The organism is Clostridium folliculivorans (assembly GCF_024341905.1).
In the GTDB taxonomy this organism is placed as follows: domain Bacteria; phylum Bacillota; class Clostridia; order Clostridiales; family Clostridiaceae; genus Clostridium_AR; species Clostridium_AR folliculivorans.
This window is the reverse complement of the sequence record NZ_BQXY01000002.1, coordinates 683905-699888: the sequence shown is the minus strand read 5'-3', so window position 1 is coordinate 699888 and position 15984 is coordinate 683905. Positions and strand designations below refer to the sequence as shown.

At 29.8% G+C, this 15984-nt stretch carries 20 protein-coding genes, 1 pseudogene and 1 riboswitch; of the genes and pseudogenes, 19 read left to right on the top strand and 2 right to left on the bottom strand.

What is annotated here, in order from left to right; genetic code table 11:
• Positions 1 to 137: 137 nt before the first annotated feature.
• Both OCU55_RS09675 and OCU55_RS09670 read right to left on the bottom strand, forming a co-directional pair.
• Positions 138 to 1064 (bottom strand): hypothetical protein, encoded by a 927-nt coding sequence (locus OCU55_RS09675; RefSeq protein ID WP_261852098.1) that lies wholly within the window; start codon positions 1062 to 1064, stop codon positions 138 to 140.
• Positions 1065 to 1075: 11 nt separating this feature from the next.
• The gene (locus OCU55_RS09670) at positions 1076 to 1567 is read right to left on the bottom strand and encodes an SPOCS domain-containing protein (RefSeq protein WP_261852097.1); all 492 of its coding nucleotides are present in this window, start codon (positions 1565 to 1567) and stop codon (positions 1076 to 1078) included.
• A 431-nt stretch (positions 1568 to 1998) separates the two neighbouring features.
• Here OCU55_RS09670 and OCU55_RS09665 point away from each other — a divergent pair, with 431 nt between their 5' ends.
• The 19 genes and pseudogenes from OCU55_RS09665 (at position 1999) to OCU55_RS09580 (ending at position 15979) form a co-directional block, all read left to right on the top strand.
• Positions 1999 to 2316 carry a hypothetical protein gene (locus OCU55_RS09665; RefSeq protein ID WP_261852096.1) on the top strand — a complete coding sequence of 106 codons (318 nt, stop codon included), beginning with the start codon at positions 1999 to 2001 and terminating at the stop codon, positions 2314 to 2316.
• Between the two features lies 1 nt (position 2317).
• Positions 2318 to 2815 carry an NUDIX hydrolase gene (locus OCU55_RS09660; protein WP_261852095.1) on the top strand — a complete coding sequence of 166 codons (498 nt, stop codon included), beginning with the start codon at positions 2318 to 2320 and terminating at the stop codon, positions 2813 to 2815.
• Between the two features lie 21 nt (positions 2816 to 2836).
• Positions 2837 to 3364 (top strand): GNAT family N-acetyltransferase, encoded by a 528-nt coding sequence (locus tag OCU55_RS09655; protein ID WP_261852094.1) that lies wholly within the window; start codon positions 2837 to 2839, stop codon positions 3362 to 3364.
• Positions 3365 to 3407: 43 nt separating this feature from the next.
• A complete protein-coding gene (locus OCU55_RS09650; RefSeq protein WP_261852093.1) occupies positions 3408 to 3836 on the top strand; it encodes an NUDIX hydrolase in 429 nt (142 codons plus the stop codon).
• Positions 3837 to 3896: 60 nt separating this feature from the next.
• On the top strand, positions 3897 to 4019 hold the full coding sequence (locus OCU55_RS24050; RefSeq protein ID WP_427847048.1) for a DUF6019 family protein: 123 nt from the start codon (positions 3897 to 3899) through the stop codon (positions 4017 to 4019).
• A 346-nt stretch (positions 4020 to 4365) separates the two neighbouring features.
• Positions 4366 to 4551, top strand: coding sequence for a hypothetical protein (locus tag OCU55_RS09645; RefSeq protein WP_261852092.1), 186 nt, complete (start codon positions 4366 to 4368; stop codon positions 4549 to 4551).
• A 940-nt stretch (positions 4552 to 5491) separates the two neighbouring features.
• The gene (locus OCU55_RS09640) at positions 5492 to 6103 is read left to right on the top strand and encodes a hypothetical protein (RefSeq protein WP_261852091.1); all 612 of its coding nucleotides are present in this window, start codon (positions 5492 to 5494) and stop codon (positions 6101 to 6103) included.
• Between the two features lie 26 nt (positions 6104 to 6129).
• The gene (locus OCU55_RS09635; RefSeq protein WP_261852090.1) at positions 6130 to 6906 is read left to right on the top strand and encodes a CPBP family intramembrane glutamic endopeptidase; all 777 of its coding nucleotides are present in this window, start codon (positions 6130 to 6132) and stop codon (positions 6904 to 6906) included.
• A 71-nt stretch (positions 6907 to 6977) separates the two neighbouring features.
• The gene (locus OCU55_RS09630; protein ID WP_261852089.1) at positions 6978 to 8057 is read left to right on the top strand and encodes a hypothetical protein; all 1080 of its coding nucleotides are present in this window, start codon (positions 6978 to 6980) and stop codon (positions 8055 to 8057) included.
• 113 nt (positions 8058 to 8170) lie between these two features.
• Entirely contained in the window at positions 8171 to 8551 is a 381-nt protein-coding gene (locus OCU55_RS09625) for a hypothetical protein (protein ID WP_261852088.1), read from the top strand.
• A gap of 243 nt (positions 8552 to 8794) precedes the next feature.
• On the top strand, positions 8795 to 9391 hold the full coding sequence (locus OCU55_RS09620) for a GNAT family N-acetyltransferase (protein ID WP_261852087.1): 597 nt from the start codon (positions 8795 to 8797) through the stop codon (positions 9389 to 9391).
• Between the two features lie 340 nt (positions 9392 to 9731).
• Entirely contained in the window at positions 9732 to 10568 is an 837-nt protein-coding gene (locus OCU55_RS09615; protein ID WP_261852086.1) for a class I SAM-dependent methyltransferase, read from the top strand.
• A gap of 477 nt (positions 10569 to 11045) precedes the next feature.
• Positions 11046 to 11624 carry a DJ-1/PfpI family protein gene (locus OCU55_RS09610; RefSeq protein WP_261852085.1) on the top strand — a complete coding sequence of 193 codons (579 nt, stop codon included), beginning with the start codon at positions 11046 to 11048 and terminating at the stop codon, positions 11622 to 11624.
• Positions 11625 to 11690: 66 nt separating this feature from the next.
• Complete coding sequence (locus tag OCU55_RS09605) at positions 11691 to 12191, top strand: hypothetical protein (protein ID WP_261852084.1); 501 nt, start codon at positions 11691 to 11693, stop codon at positions 12189 to 12191.
• A gap of 364 nt (positions 12192 to 12555) precedes the next feature.
• Positions 12556 to 12771, top strand: coding sequence for a DUF4177 domain-containing protein (locus tag OCU55_RS09600; RefSeq protein WP_261852083.1), 216 nt, complete (start codon positions 12556 to 12558; stop codon positions 12769 to 12771).
• A 33-nt stretch (positions 12772 to 12804) separates the two neighbouring features.
• A complete protein-coding gene (locus tag OCU55_RS09595; RefSeq protein ID WP_261852082.1) occupies positions 12805 to 13596 on the top strand; it encodes a class I SAM-dependent methyltransferase in 792 nt (263 codons plus the stop codon).
• Positions 13597 to 13740: 144 nt separating this feature from the next.
• Positions 13741 to 14166 (top strand): hypothetical protein, encoded by a 426-nt coding sequence (locus OCU55_RS09590; RefSeq protein ID WP_261852081.1) that lies wholly within the window; start codon positions 13741 to 13743, stop codon positions 14164 to 14166.
• A gap of 194 nt (positions 14167 to 14360) precedes the next feature.
• Positions 14361 to 14456: riboswitch (guanidine-I (ykkC/yxkD leader) on the top strand.
• Positions 14457 to 14542: 86 nt separating this feature from the next.
• Positions 14543 to 14971, top strand: a complete 429-nt coding sequence (locus OCU55_RS09585) for an EamA family transporter (protein ID WP_261852080.1) — start codon at positions 14543 to 14545, stop codon at positions 14969 to 14971.
• Positions 14972 to 15271: 300 nt separating this feature from the next.
• A pseudogene (locus tag OCU55_RS09580) lies at positions 15272 to 15979 on the top strand (B3/B4 domain-containing protein).
• The last annotated feature ends 5 nt before the right edge of the window (positions 15980 to 15984 follow it).

The window sequence follows — 15984 nt, the reverse complement described above, 5'->3', positions numbered from 1 at the left end:
CCTATTGTAAGGTCAATTTATATTGGAACAGGCTGTTTATCTTTTTGAAATTTATATTTAAGATATATTTTAGATATACTTGTGGATAATTGAATACAGAAAAATCACTGAAAAAGGCTTCAGTGATTTTTTAAAATTTAATATATCTTTAGCAAAATTAAGGTTTGAATTAGTAATCTGTTATTTTCCAAAATAACCTTTTGAAAGTTTTCTATATGGAAGTTTATATTTTCTATTTCCTCTAGGTTCAATAAATTCATACTCTCCGGTACTAAAGTAGATATTACAAAACTATCAGTAAAGTCATCAGAATAAACAGTTATTGTGGAATTTATAGTAGGTTTATCAATTATGCCAAACAAAGTGTAGTTTATAGTTCCGATTAGAATTAATCTTAAACACTTTGTCAAAGGAGCAGAAGCTACAGATATTATAGGAGTGGAAACTAACTTTTTCATGGACAAGTGAATATCTTCTGTAATGTCGATGTCTTCTATGAGTTGAGTATCTTCAAAGGGTAGATTTAGTATGCTTAAAATATCAAACTGTTTGAGAAGCGCTCTAACATAGGTGGCTGCAAAATCGCTCTTTAATATTATTCTTGCTGGAAGAAGTTCTATATTAAAAAGATAATCGTATGCAATCTCAAAATAATTATATACATATTTAGAAGAAGAATTTTTATCAATAAGCATTTGAAAACTTACTATTATTTCATCACAAGGCTGCAAATCACCAAGATATAAGCCTTCCTCAGGAGAGCGGCAGGTAATATTTTTGTTGTTCACAAACAAAGTGTTTACTACAAAACTAGTTAGAAAAGATTTATGATCTATGAAAGTTATATTTTCAATCAGCTTATCCGATATGTTTTTTATAGTCACTGTGTAAGTTACAATGTCAAATACAACTGCCTCAGATTTGTTGACACATATCTTTAAATCCAAAACCTTGTCGATGATTTTAGTTGAAACCACATTGCTAACCACAGTGTTTTTTATCCTATGTCCTCTTGGCGATAATTTGTAATCAAAGTTTGCTCTGCAGACATTTACCACTTCCATGAAGTACCTACCTATAATTGTTCAAGTATATATTCATTTTCATATTTTAATAAAAGTGAAACGGCCACAAATATCTTGCCTTTTACAAGCACTGCCACAGTTATGTCCTCAATATAGTAACTTAAGTTAATAGTGGCATCAATGCAAATGTCTAAAGGAACTACTATAAAAGTGCTGAAGGGTAACTTTTTATTTATAGTGAAACATTTTTTATGATTATTAGAATAGTGGCAGAAAATTTTACTTTCAAAATGCCCGATAATAATAAGCTTTTTACCGGTAAGATTTTGTCCTTCAAAAGAATTCTCGCATATAGAATCTACAAAACTAGCACCGTCTATGATTAAATCTAATTTATTTCCATCAATACATTTGTTATTAAAACTATCAAATGGCGCCGATATACTATCTGATACAGTAAACTGTGAGAAACAAGTCTTTTTTGTGCAAGGGATTGAGCCAGTGAAATTAGAAGATAATTTCTTTAAGATGACATTAGGCATTTTCTAAGACCTCCGAAGTACTTTTGTTCATCAAAATTATAAATAGGTATACTACTTTCATCTTTATAACTTTAATTGTATAAATATTAATACTTACAATATTATATGAAGCTGCAAAGGTATGTGTTAATTATAGATATCTTCTCAATTTATATTAGATAATTGAAAAGATAAAAGATGAAAATATAAGCATAAAGGATAATGATTAAGAGTTTCTACATAGAAATCTTTATTTGGAAGTGGTACATCCATATAATTAGAAATAATTCCAGTGGGATGAAATGGGATATAGTGATATAATTACAAGTAATTAGGTAAATGGTCTGGATTCATTAAACTAGCATTTACTAAAATGGAGTTTTCTTTAAAAGTGATAAAATCTTTAATAAATAATAAGAAAATAGAGATTTAAGATGATAAGAGGTAAAAACATGGTTAAATTCATATGCCCAGTTTGTAAAAATAAATTGGTGGATAAAGGATTAAGGAATGAATACGAATGTACAAATTGTAAGTCGAAGCTTGTAATATCTAAATTTTTTAAGGGGCTTTTGATTGGTATTCCAATATTTGCAGTAGCTATTTTTTCAATAATAGGAGCTATAATTACCCAACATGTATTTCATGATAAGGAAAATTTAATTAAATATATTATTAGTCCATTAATAGAAGGGTTACTTGCAGGTTGTGTAAGTTTTTTATTAATAAAAATATACCCAAATAAGCTAACTCAAGTAAAGGAGCTATAAAATGAGTAGAGATATTATATTTAAAACTGAGGAATATATCTTTAGTTATAGAGTTGCAGGGCTGCTTGTGCAAAATGGGAAAGTCTTATTGCAAAGGACAGTAGGAGATGCCGGCTATGCAATTCCTGGAGGACATGTTGCACTTGGTGAGACAAATGAAGAGACGTTAATTCGTGAATTTAAAGAAGAAATAGATTTAGACATTAAAGTAGACAAATTAAGATGGGTAGGAGAGATATTCTTTCCATGGGGAGACAAACCTTGTCATCAAATATGTCTATTTTATGAGGTTTCTTTAACTGACAATATTAACATACCTCTTGATGGAAGCTTCTTTGGAACTGAACAATTAGAGGGAGAATCTTTTAAGTTAGAGTTTTCCTGGGTTGATACTAAGGATATAAAAAATATAGAATTATATCCTATGGAAGCAAAACAGTATCTCTATGAGGGCTTAGATGAAGTAAAGCATTTTGTATATAAAGAGCATTTAAATTAAAAACAATGGAAGGGGATACTCATGAAAACACCTATATTGGAAACAGATAGATTAGTCTTAAGACCATTTTGTATGGAAGATGCACAGAATGTATTTGACTGTTGGGAAAGGGATCCTAATGTAGCTAAGTACATGTTTTGGGAAAGTCATAACGACGTAAATAAAACTATTGATTGGGTAAAGAAAGAATTAAGTAAAGTATCTGCTGATGATTGGTATAGGTGGGCAATTTTGTTGAAGGAAACTGGAGAGTTACTAGGAACTGGATTGATATATGTGGATGAAGAATATGAAAAATTTGAGATAGCATATAATCTCGGAAAAAAAGCCTGGGGATTTGGATATACAGTAGAGGCAATGCTGGAGGTTATAAAATTTGCTAAAGAAGAATTAAGGATAAAGGAAATAATGGGAAGGCATGCAAAAGAGAATGTTGCTTCCGGAATAGTATTAGAAAAGTTAGGTTTTAGATATATTAAAGACATACAATATGAATGTAATGGACGAAAAAATATATATGATGGAAGAGAGTATGTTTTAGAGTTGTAGAAGATTATAAAAACATAAATTTGAAATGGATGGAGCCACATTAATGAAGATAAGACAAGCAGTTGGTGCAGTAGTGTTTCAAAAAAACGAATATTTACTAGTACATAAGATTAAGAATATAGATAGCGAAACAGACATTATTGGACACTGGGATTTCCCTAAAGGAGGAGTAGAAAAATCGGATAAAGATATAGAAAATGCGATCTTAAGAGAATTAAGAGAAGAAACAGGTTCTGATAATTATAGAATTATTAAAAGATTTGATAACGAGATTTGTTTTACATTTCCAAAGGGATATAAATATGATATGCAAGAGACAGTAATGTTCTACGTGGAATATCAAGGAGATAGAGAAGACTTAGCTTCACAAGATGAAGAAATTGATGATGTGAAATTCTTTAGTAAGGATGTATTGATGAAAACTTTATTTCTTGAAGAGACCCGTGAGTTCTTATATGAAATCAAACTATAAAATATAATTACAGTTAAACAGCACTAATACTAATATGTTGTAGGGAAAATTGAGAGCTATGTGGGAATTATTTTATTTCTTATTGTGAGTGCTATTACATATTTCATTATCAAATTTGCGGTGAAAAATACAGTATATGAAAGTTTAGATGATATAAGAGGTAAAATAAAAAAAGCCTTCTAGTATGTATTAAATAAATGTTGTTAGTGCCATTAAAAGGACAAGCTATAAAATACCAACATTTATTTAATACAGAAGCTAAGGGTATAAAATTATATATACATACGGGTTTCGTTATATGAGGTATTAGTACAGGAGTAATTATATAAGATCAAAATAGAAATTGTCTTATATAGAGTTTAAGGATTAAAGTAGTAGCTTAGCTATATATTGAAATTCATATCCACCTAAAGTTGCATATGGCAAATTATATAATCGTAAATGATTAAGTGAGAATTGTAGAAAATTACGCCACTGTATGTTAATCATAAAATCAGTAGTTACGTTAAAAGAAAGGAAGAATATCTAAATGAGAATAAACAAAGTTATAAGGGCTATACTTTTAATGCTTTTATCTATTTACTTCATTATACAAGGATTAAAACAGCAAATTATAATTAGTCAATTTGCATATTTTTTATGTTCAATAGGTTTTATTATTGGAGCATTAGGATATCTCTATGAGGGATTAAAGAAAACTAAAGTGAAAAATTGATATGTACTTATTCTAAGCCGTTGAAAATAAATGCACCAAAAATTTTTTTGAAATTCAATAGTTCGCTGATAATGTATAGGAATAAGCCACTATATAGAAAAGCTATGTAATTATATCATTTTTATTGGCGTCTATACCTATCATATATGTTATTATACAAACTATTATGGATTTGTCTGCACCGATAAATACAGGCTTCAATAAGAGTCAGGCTATATCATATATTATTATGAATTTTATGTTTGCGATATCTTTTGTTAGTTTTGTACTTGGTATTATTGCAATTACTAAAAAAGGTTATAAGAAAAAATTGCCAGTATGTGCACTTATAATAAGTGGATTGATTTTATCAGTACCATTTCTTGGTTCGATAATAAACATAATTAAGATATTAAATATGTAAATTATTTAATCATAAAAGTTGAAATCTTTACATACTTTTCTTCGATATAAGGCAAACAGACAAAAATATATTAGAGAAATAAAGCTATTCAACATTGTGATTTTGAGCTTATATTAAGAAGATTAAGGAATAATGGGAAAATACATATATCTAAATTTTTATATATTAGAATATTCATATATATAAAGTTAAAGATTTTTAGGACAAATTGTTCAGTTTGAGTACAATAAAGTCAAATACTCAAAGTTAATTAAGTTATTACGTATAATTGAGTAAATTAAAAATTGTTGGTTTACTTGAAGCATCGCAGTATTCTAAATGAATTTTGCGGTGTTTTTTGCGTTGCAATTCAAGGATAATTCAGATTAATAAAATAAGTTTAAAATAAGTGAATGTTATTTATACATTGAATAATTATATGAAAGTACTGTGAAATAATTCGTTTTCTATAGATATCATAGTAATAAGTGTAATATAATTACAATTGTAAAATAAATACATGTAAGGATATTATATACTTGTGCGTTAGGAGAAATTATGAATAAACGAATAGGAATGTATTCAGCAATAGTAACATTAATTGGAGTGGTTGGATTTGCAGTGTCAATGCTTTTAGGAAGTGATGCAGGAGGTTACCTTTTTAGTCTTTTTATTTCATGGGGCTTTGTTCCTATGATTTGTTCTTTTTCTGCAATTACTACTAAAGAAAATAAGGCTTCGGCTTACACAGCAATTGCCTTTTCTTCCGTATATGCAGTGCTAGTTGGATTGGTTTATTTTGCACAGTTAACAACTATTAGATTAACTAAATTGAATGAACAAGCTCTTGCAATATTAAACTATAAGAACCTTGGCAGCTTGTTTTTCAACTACGATTTATTTGGTTATGCTTTCATGGCTCTATCAACATTTTTTATAGCTTTTTCCATAGAAGCTAAGAACAAAAAGGACAAATGCTTAAAAATACTTCTGTTAGTTCATGGAGTTTTTGCAGTGTCCTGTGTGGTAATGCCAATACTTGGCGTATTTAATGGAGGTACTGAATCTGGAAATACCAGTGGAGTTATAGCTTTAGAATTTTGGTGTGCTTATTTTATTCCTATATGTATCTTGTCTTATCAATATTTCAAGAAGAAGGAAAAGAGGTAATTATTTTTATCTAAAAGGAGTTTAATATGTTAAAGAAGGATAGTACTCTTAAAATTAAATCTACTAGAACTAATATATTTAAAGTAAGTTTTGATGAAGAAGTAAAAGACTTTCGGTCCAAAGATGGGATAGCAGCTATAGCCTATTTCTTTTATAATATGTTGATTCTTTATCTATTTGGGTTGCTGATATTTAAAACGAGGATCTATTCGGAGTTTAGAACTTATTCTAATATAAGTAACGATATTATATATAGGTTCATTTTCTATATACCTATAGTAATCTTGCAGTTAGCTCCAGTTTTTATTTTTGCTAAGGCAAGAAAGCAAGGTTTGAGAAGTTTAGGATTAAAAAAAGACAAAATTTTAAAATCAATATTCCTTGGAATTATATTTTCAATACCTTTTAATCTACCAGTAATAATAGGAGCAATTAACCAAGAAGGAAAGATACTAAGTTTAACTAATTTGTTTTTTACATTTATGTACTTTTTTATAGAGATTGCACTAGTTGAGGAAATTAGTTTTCGTGGCTTTATTCAAACAAGAATTCAAGGTCTAATAAAAAACAAATGGTTAAGTATTCTGGTTGTAGGGATTATGTTTGCTCTAATGCATATACCTTTTCAGATTATTAGAGCAAGGATGCCTTTAGGTGATTTTATAGTACAAGATTCATTTCATTTAATATTTACTTTTGTAATTCACTTATATTTAGTTTATATATACACTCGAGATAATAACATCATTTCTTCGTCAATTACCCACACTTTAATTGATTTCATACCGTCAATATTTATTTAGTATATGATTTTACATTAAGATTATGTTTAAGAATAATATTGAAATTAAATATATAAAGAGAGGTTAATACAATGGCAGTCTTAATTAAGCCCTGCTTTATTTATGACCTATTATGTTATGCTGGACAAAGATTTTTCGAGCTTGGGGAATATTACTTAGAAGATCAAAAAGACTTAATTTATAAAACTAATAAAGAGTTAGAAAAGTATAACATAGATGACTTCAATCTAAGTGGTCCTAGCATGTCTTCAATGTGCATGGTACTTAGTTGTTTTACTGATAATGAAGATATAGATAAGTTAACCATAAAAGACCTTATAGCGATTCTAAAACATCCTAAAAATTTATACCCAGTGGTAAATGAACGATTAAAGAATGATGATTTCTTACTTAATGATGCTAATTATACGATTAAATGGCTTCAAGATGGAGGAACTGATGGGTATATTAAGTTCCTAGAAGCCTTGGAAAATATAAAATTTTATAAAACCTGGGTTGATGAGGCATTACCTATAATTGAAGAAGAATGTGTGAAACTGAGAGGTAAAATTAGCCAATACAATTTGGATAATCTTTTTGGAGACATAATAAAATTAAGGAATGAAGATAGAATTGATGACGTTAATATATTTGTATCTTTCTTCAGTCATCCAGTATGCTTCAGTCTTTATAATAAAAGCTTTTTAAGCAGCTGTTTATCAGACTTTGTAGATGGTAAAATGTTTGTTCAGATTATTGTACATGAATTAATGCACGGCTTTTCAAATAATGAAACAATTAATATCTTAAATGAACTTGTTAGTAAAGATGATTTTCTTAAGAAAACTTACAATACCTTAGTTGAAAAATATTCTGGAGCTGAAGAGGAGCAATTTGTAGTAGCAGCAGAGTATTATTTAGCTGTAGTAAACGGATTAGCTACATGTGACTACATTATTGAAACAGCAAAACAAAGATATGGAGGCTGTATGCCGCTTTCACTTATTATTTTTAATTTACTAATTCAAGAGAGATCAGTACCTGTAAACTACAATCTTTGGCTATCACAAAAGTTCAAATCTGGCTTTATAAATGGTGAAAATATAGAAATGCAAATAGAAAAAATTTCTCCAGGCTTCGTGAGTTGCTATGAACAGAGTTTAGATAACTAATAGTAAATAAGCTACCTTATCTAATATATCTACCATTAATTATTTAAAAAGCCTGAAAAGTATTCTAACATGAAGTTTTAGTTAACAGTATATATGCTTATGGAGGTGTGATTATGTTAGTATGTCCAAAATGTAAATGTGAATATGAAGAGGGGTATACGGTCTGCAATGATTGTGACTGTGAATTAGTTCATGTACCTGAGGCAAATGGTGAAAATGTACCTGCTAAAAAGATGCCAAATATAATTGGATTAACAGGAAGAACATTAATTTTCGGAGCTATATTTGTTATAGGAATAATAATTTTAATCAGTAGTACAAGTCTAGCCGATACAGAAATGGCGATCATTATGAAGGCTCATGGAGGAAGTATGGACACTAGCTATTATTTGATTTATCTGGAACAATCTATAATAAAATATCGAACATTGGGCTGTGTATTATCAATTTTAGGCGGTTTGGGTGTATTGATAAATACAAGGATTAGTAAATGATATAAAAAGCATGTTTACTACCTGAAAAGATAGCGATGGTAATTTATTGTGAGGTGATCTTTTTGGATATGGAACAAGCAATAATTGCAGTAATCTGTGTTATTGCTTTAGTTTTAACAATAATAATAAAAAGAAAAAAATAATGATAAGTATATTTATTAAGTTACAACATTTTTTATGTAGGCAACAAATACTTAATCAAATAAAAATAAGAGATATAAAAGTTTAATGGGGTGTTTTGTAATGGATATAGTGGTAAGAAATGAAGAATTAAATGATTATCGTAGAGTGGAAGAGATCACAAGAGAGGCATTTTCCTATCCTGGAAGAATCGAGCGAGGAGGAATTGGTTCTCCGTATGAGCATTGGATGGTAAATGAATTGCGTAAACGAGATGGTATAAAAGAATTAAGTCTTGTAGCTGAAGCAGACGGTCAGATAGTTGGACATATTATTTGCAGCAATGCTCGTATTGAAATACCTGACGGAAGGATCATACATGTACTTAATTTTGGACCAATCAGTGTACTTCCAAAGTATCAGCGTCTGGGAGTGGGAAAAGCGCTTATAAACTCTATGATTAATAATGCCAAAAGTCTTGGCTATGGTGCAATTATATTTTTTGGGCGCCCAGAATACTATCCACAGTTTGGATTTGTTGAAGCTGCTGAATATGGTGTAACAGACTGTAATGGGGAGAATTACCCAGCATTTATGGCAATGGAACTAGTTAAAGGATATCTTGCTGATGTAAGGGGCGGTAAATACTATGAGTCAGATATTTATGACGATAGTAAAAATCGTGAAGATGTTATGAAGTTTGATAAATCATTTAGATAAATTTCAATTTGTCAAAATAAATTAAATGAGCATATAAGGTGGGGGCATTTAATGCACATCAAAAGATGTTTTAGGGGGATAAGCATATAAGACAATACTTGTTTCAACACTTAGAGGATGATTACTTCTCAATTTTTTTATTAACCTAACAAGATTTTTATTATATAACAGAACAGATAAAACAAAATGGTTATTGAAGCTACTATATATTAGTTTTTCTAATAAAAAACATCTCTGTTTATGGAAATAAGTTTAAATTATATGCTATAATTACCAGTGGATTATTTGTAATGGTAAGTAACTACAAACTATCTATAATTTATATTTTGGAGGTGTAAAAATGGATTTAAGACTTACATTTAACGAAGTTGCGTCTGAGTATGATAGAATGAGGCCATTGTATGTTGAGGAACTGTTTGAGGATGTTATAAAATATACAGACTTAGACAGTAGCAAAAATGCACTTGAAATTGGTATTGGTACGGGTCAAGCTACATCACCTTTTTTGAAGACTGGTTGCAGGGTAACGGCTATCGAACTAGGCAGCAAGATGGCAGCGTTTACAAAGGAGAAGTTCTCTGAGTTTGAAAACTTTGATGTGATAAATGATGATTTTGAAAGTATTATCCTTGAAAATAATTCATATGATTTAATTTATTCTGCCAGTGCTTTTCAATGGATAACTCCAGAAATAGGCTACCCAAAAGTTTATCAGCTGTTAAAAAGTGGCGGAGTATTTGCAAAGTTTAGTCATTCACTTTATCAAGAAGAGGAATTTGCAGCTGTAGCTGCTGCAATGGACAAAGTATACGATAAATACAGAAATGATTTTTACACTGATCCAAGGATAAGTTTAGATAAGGTCCATGAAGGGTATAAAAGAGTCTTGATTTCCATGAATCCGCCAACACCGCACAACAAAGAAAGATGCCTAGAACATGCTAATTGGATTAAAGAATTTGGATTTTCAGATGTGGTATATAAGTGTTATCATCAAACACTAATATATGATTCAGAAAGTTACGTATCGCTAATCAGTACTTATTGCGACCAAATAGCATTACCTGAGAGTGTAAGAATACAATTTGCTAAAGAAATAAAGGAAGCAATCGACAGCAATGGAGGAAAGTTTGGCCTTTCTGATACAATAGATTTGTATTTGGCTATTAAGTCTTAATTACACGTATGTATAGAGGGATACTTAATAGAAACGCTGAGTTGGTAAATAGAGAAAATTGAACAATTAGGAGAGTCCTTAATATTGAAAATTAATGGATGAAATTACGGATGTATCGCTTCGTAATAGTTATATTCCATCTAAAGAAAAAGCCTAGTGGTATGTATTAAATAAATGTTGGTACTGGTGCCTAAAAGTACAAGCTATAAAATACCAACATTTATTTAATACAGAAGCTTATACTATAAAAATATATACATACAAAAAAGCTAAGTTTATTTTTGGACAAAATTGAGCTGATATATGAATTAAACTAATGAAAGTATAATTTTCTGATGTATGAAACGGTAAATACTATGAAGCAGATATTTATGATGATAGTAAAAATAGTGAAGAGGTTAATGAGTTTCATAAATCATTTTGAAAATAGAAATTGTTAGATTAGATGTAAGAAATCAAAGTGGGGAGGGATATTGCATGGGAAAAATATTAGTGTTTATTTTTGATGGAATGACAGATTATGAAATAACATTTATTACTCACATATTGGGCGCAGGCGAAGGAAAAGAAATAATTACGATTGCATATGAAGATAAAATAATTAAAAGCCGTTCTGGATTTTTATACAAACCAAAAGCATTGGTTAAGGATGTATTAAACGAAGAGGTAGAAGGGTTAATTATTTGTGGAGGATGGTATGGAGACACAAGACGTGAACTAATAAAATTAATTAACAATTTGCATTCAAAAGGAAAATTAATAGCTGGTATTTGTGGTGCAGGTACAATTTTTCTAGCAAAAGCGGGTATTCTTGATAATGTAAAGTACACTACCCCTGCTGTTGAATGGACTGAAAAACATATTGAAGTTTTTGGAGAAAAAGACCCTTTTCCAAGAGAAAACTTAGTTAAAAAAAGAGTTGTAAGAGATGGGAATATTATAACCGCCCAAGGAATAGCCTTTATTGATTTTGCCATAGAAATATGTGATTGGTTCAATATTTTTGAAAGTCAAGAAGAAAGAGATAGTTTTGCTAAAGATATTAAAGGATTATAAAATAGATTTTATAAAAATAGCATGTAACTCAAATGGAAAATATTAAAAAAACGATTGAGGATTAAAATGAAAAGAAGAAATATTATATTAAGCTGTTTATTTATCTTATGTATTATAATATCAGCTTATGTTGGATTTGTTATAGGTAATAATACAAAAAAAGATAGTAAGTCAATTGATTATTCTAGTAGCACATGGGCAAGCATCCATATAAAAACTATACAACATATGCCATCAGGTATCGCATATTCAATAACTCTAAAGAATAATAGCAGCTATGTAATAAAACAAAATTCACTATATGTTAGTTATACAATTACTGAGAATAATAGTGCAAAAGCAAGTGAAGCTAAATTCGAAACAACAGGGAATAAATTAGATATTAAGCCAAATGAAGAGGTGCTACTATTTTGTTTTATCCCTTTGGAAAGTTATAAAGATAATAAAAATATTGATGTTACTAGGCTTCAGTATGAAATAAAAGGGTATTTAAATGAAGTTACTACATTGAATCATTTTACGCAAGCAGGTTATTTTTCAAAAGAAGAGCTTCAAACTAAAGATTAAAAGAAGATTTATAAAATAAATAGGATATGATATATTTCTAGAACACCGCATTATTAAAAGTTAAATTATGTGGTGTTTTTTACGTCTTAATTCAAGAACAATTTAGAAAGTCGTATATGAATAGTGAGCTTTATTTGATGTTAAACAGTTAAGTAAACTATCTGTTCAGCTGATAAGATAATTAAGTTATTTAATATAAGTTTTAACAATTCTATTAGAAATGCTTTTATGTAACTAAATTGTATTATTTTGGAGATAGCATATGCTATAATTTTGTATATTATAATATTTTAGTAAAATAATTCAAGTTGATCAAAGTTTAAATCTTATAAATTGTATGATGGGAGTAATAAGTAGGAAGGGTATGCAAAAGTGGGAATACAAAATAATTAATTGTAGCAGGAGTATTGGATTCTTTTCAGATTATAAGTGGGATAAGGATATGGAGGCAATGCTGCCAAAACTCGGAGAAGAGGGGTGGGAGCTTGTAAACGTAGTGGCTGAGTGTTCAGCATGGGGAGAAAATAACTCTGGGGCAACTACTGAGGAGAAATGGGTTTTTAAAAGACCCAAAAGTTAATAATGAAGTTTTAGTATTAAGGGAGGTGTAATCATGTCAATAATGGATAAGGTTGAAAATGTCAAAGAACAATACAAGGATGGGAACAACCTGGCAAAAAGAACTAATCTGCATGTTAAACATAGTACAAATAAGCAAGGCTTTGTACCTTGGCTTTTTGAGCAATATAAATTTTATAAAGGCTATCGAATACTTGAATTAGGATGCGGAAACGGCACACAATGGGAGAGTCGGATTAATACATTACCAGAAAACTGTACCCTTATTTTATCGGATTTTTCAGAAGGTATGGTAAAAGTTGTTTGGGACAAATATTCTGATCATAAGAATACTTTGGTACAAAAGTTAGATATTCAGAATATCCCTTTTCCTGATAATTGTTTTGATGTTATCATAGCTAACCACATGTTGTATCATGTTCCGGATTTACCAAAGGCCCTTTCTGAAGTAAAAAGAGTATTAAGAAGTGGCGGCAAATTCTATGCTGCAACCAACGGTGACGGAGGCATGAGAACTTACCTACGTGATGCTTTTAATAAGGTTAACCCAAACCTAAATTCTTTCACAAAAGAACTCTCGTTTACTCTACAAAATGGACAAAATTTATTAGAAAAGTATTTCGATGATGTTCAAAGGTATGATTATGAAGATTCGCTGTCTATCACTGAAACGCAGGATTTAATAGATTGGTTAGAATCTACAGTCACTATAGCAACTTATTCTGAGAATGATTTAAATGGCTTCTATGATTATTTCGAAGCTATAAGACAAAAAGATGGAGCTATCAATATTCCTAAAGAAGCAGGATTGTTCATATCCACTTAGCTATAAGTTTGTACAAAATTAAAGAAGATTTAGATACTATGCCTTTAAAGATTATAGTTAGGAAAGAGGGCTGATTCTATGAAATGTTTTTGTAAAGAAGCAGGTTTTGATTTAAGTTAAGAGTAATTAATTTTAGGGGGATCTATGAAAAAGATAACAAATGGCCTTGTTAAAGCGACATTTTTAAGCTTATGCAGCATATTTTATTTCTTGGAGGTCTTTTTTTATTATACTTTCACATCGCCAGTTGATCCAGGGGTCGAAGAAAATCAAGTTGGAGATTTAAGAGTTATGCTGATTTTATGCTTTATAAAAATAGTGATTATCATAACATATATCTTGATTTTAAATAAGTTAAAGTTGGAACACTTAAATAGTTATATTTTAATTTTTGCCTTTTCGATAGCTGCAGTTGGGGTTATTTTGCCGACGATACAGTATGCTCATGATTTAAATATAATTATAGCTATGAGAATTTTTATACCAATTATACTCAATGTAGTAATAGCTACTGTATTAGGCAGATATCTACTAAAGGTTCTAATTTTATCGAAACGGTTAAAGTCATGAATAAGATTATAGACTCCTTATATGAATTGTGACTGGTTCCAAGATGTGGATTCGCAGAAACTTATTATTTTAATTGTCTGACGTGATTTTGCATAATGTTGGTTTGGGTATCAAATATTCAGTTGACGTAAAGCTTGTATTATGCTAAATTAATTTTATTAAGTTGCAATTTATGAATTATAAAAACTTTATATGTTATAGTTTTCTAGGGTTCCGCAGTGTATAGCTGGCTGGTCCGAGAGAAAACGCACAGTTAAATGTGTACACGGAAGGACAAAAGCCTGGGAGATATTTTAATAATATTTCCTTGGGCTTTTTTTATTTTTATTTATTTTAGAATAATGCTGAAAAGTTAGAAAAGATAGGAGTGATATGTATGAGGTTTCAGTATACCCCAATTTTGCTGGTGATATTATCTAGCTTATGTTATCATCTGTTTCAAAAGTCAACGCCAGCAAATATAAATCCTATTGCTGCATTAATTATCACCTATGCTTGTGCATTAGTTGTATCTATTGTAGCTTTCTTTATACTTTCACCTAAAACAAACTTAATTCAATCATTTGGAGATGCAAATTGGGCAAGTTTTTTCTTAGGCCTAGCTGTAGTAGGTATAGAGTTGGGATTTTTATTAGTTTATAGATCCGGATGGAATATAAGTTCTGCAAGTCTTTTGTCAAATACCTTTGTGGCAATTTTGCTTATACCAATAGGTTTGTTGCTTTATAAAGAGAAGATTTCTCTAACAACCATTGCAGGTGTTATATTATGCATAAGTGGATTAATACTTATCTCAAAAAGATAATGGTTATATAATCGAAATTTTATTGCAGGAAGCATAGATAAGCTGCTTATTATTGGAATTTATCAAAATAAAGATTTGTAGATTCACCGAGTTCTTTTTTTGAGGCTAAGGATTGATGTGGTTTATCTGCTAAAGCGGAATAGATATTCTAGTTTCATGAATTTAAAATAATTCTATGGCTTTTGATCCTACAGTTATTTATCAAGATATTTTATGCAGATATATGAAGTTAGTAAAAATCAGTTATTCAAACTGCTTTATAAATATTAATAATCAAATGATATGAGGAGGAACAAAATAATGAAAAACTTTGTGATAGAAGATGATTTTTGGAGTCTATTTCCCAATGCTAAGATAGGAGTTGTCGTATGTCACCATATAGTTAACTCCATAAAAGATGAAGATAAATATAAAGATATGATTTATAATTCCGAAAAGGAAGCTTTAAAATATTTGCAAAATCCAGAGTTTAGCAGCAATGAGGTTATAAAAGTATGGAGAGAGGCATTTCAAAAGTTCAAAACCAAAAAATGAGCAAGATCATCTATTGAGGCTTTACTTAAGAGAGTGAACAATGGAAACCACCTAGGTACTATCAATCCTTTAGTTGATATTTATAATGGTATTTCCTTAAGATATGCATTGCCTTGCGGTGGAGAGGATATTGATACCTTTGTTGGTGATATAAGACTTACTAAGGCAGTTGGTGATGAAGATTTTATTACCTTAGGAACGGATAAAAGTGAATCTCCATATGAAGGTGAGATAATATATAAAGATGACGAGGGGGCTATTTGCAGGTGCTGGAACTGGCGTGAATCAGTAAGAACTATGCTAACTGAAGATACAAGAAATGCTTTTTTGTGCATTGAACTCACTGATGAAAAAAGAGTAGAAGAGTTTGAAAATGCTTTAAAAGATCTAGCAAAAACAGTGCAAGAGGAATTAGGCGGAACATGTAAAGCTTCAATTCTTGATATAAATAATAAACAAGTAACAATAGAGTAGTTGGA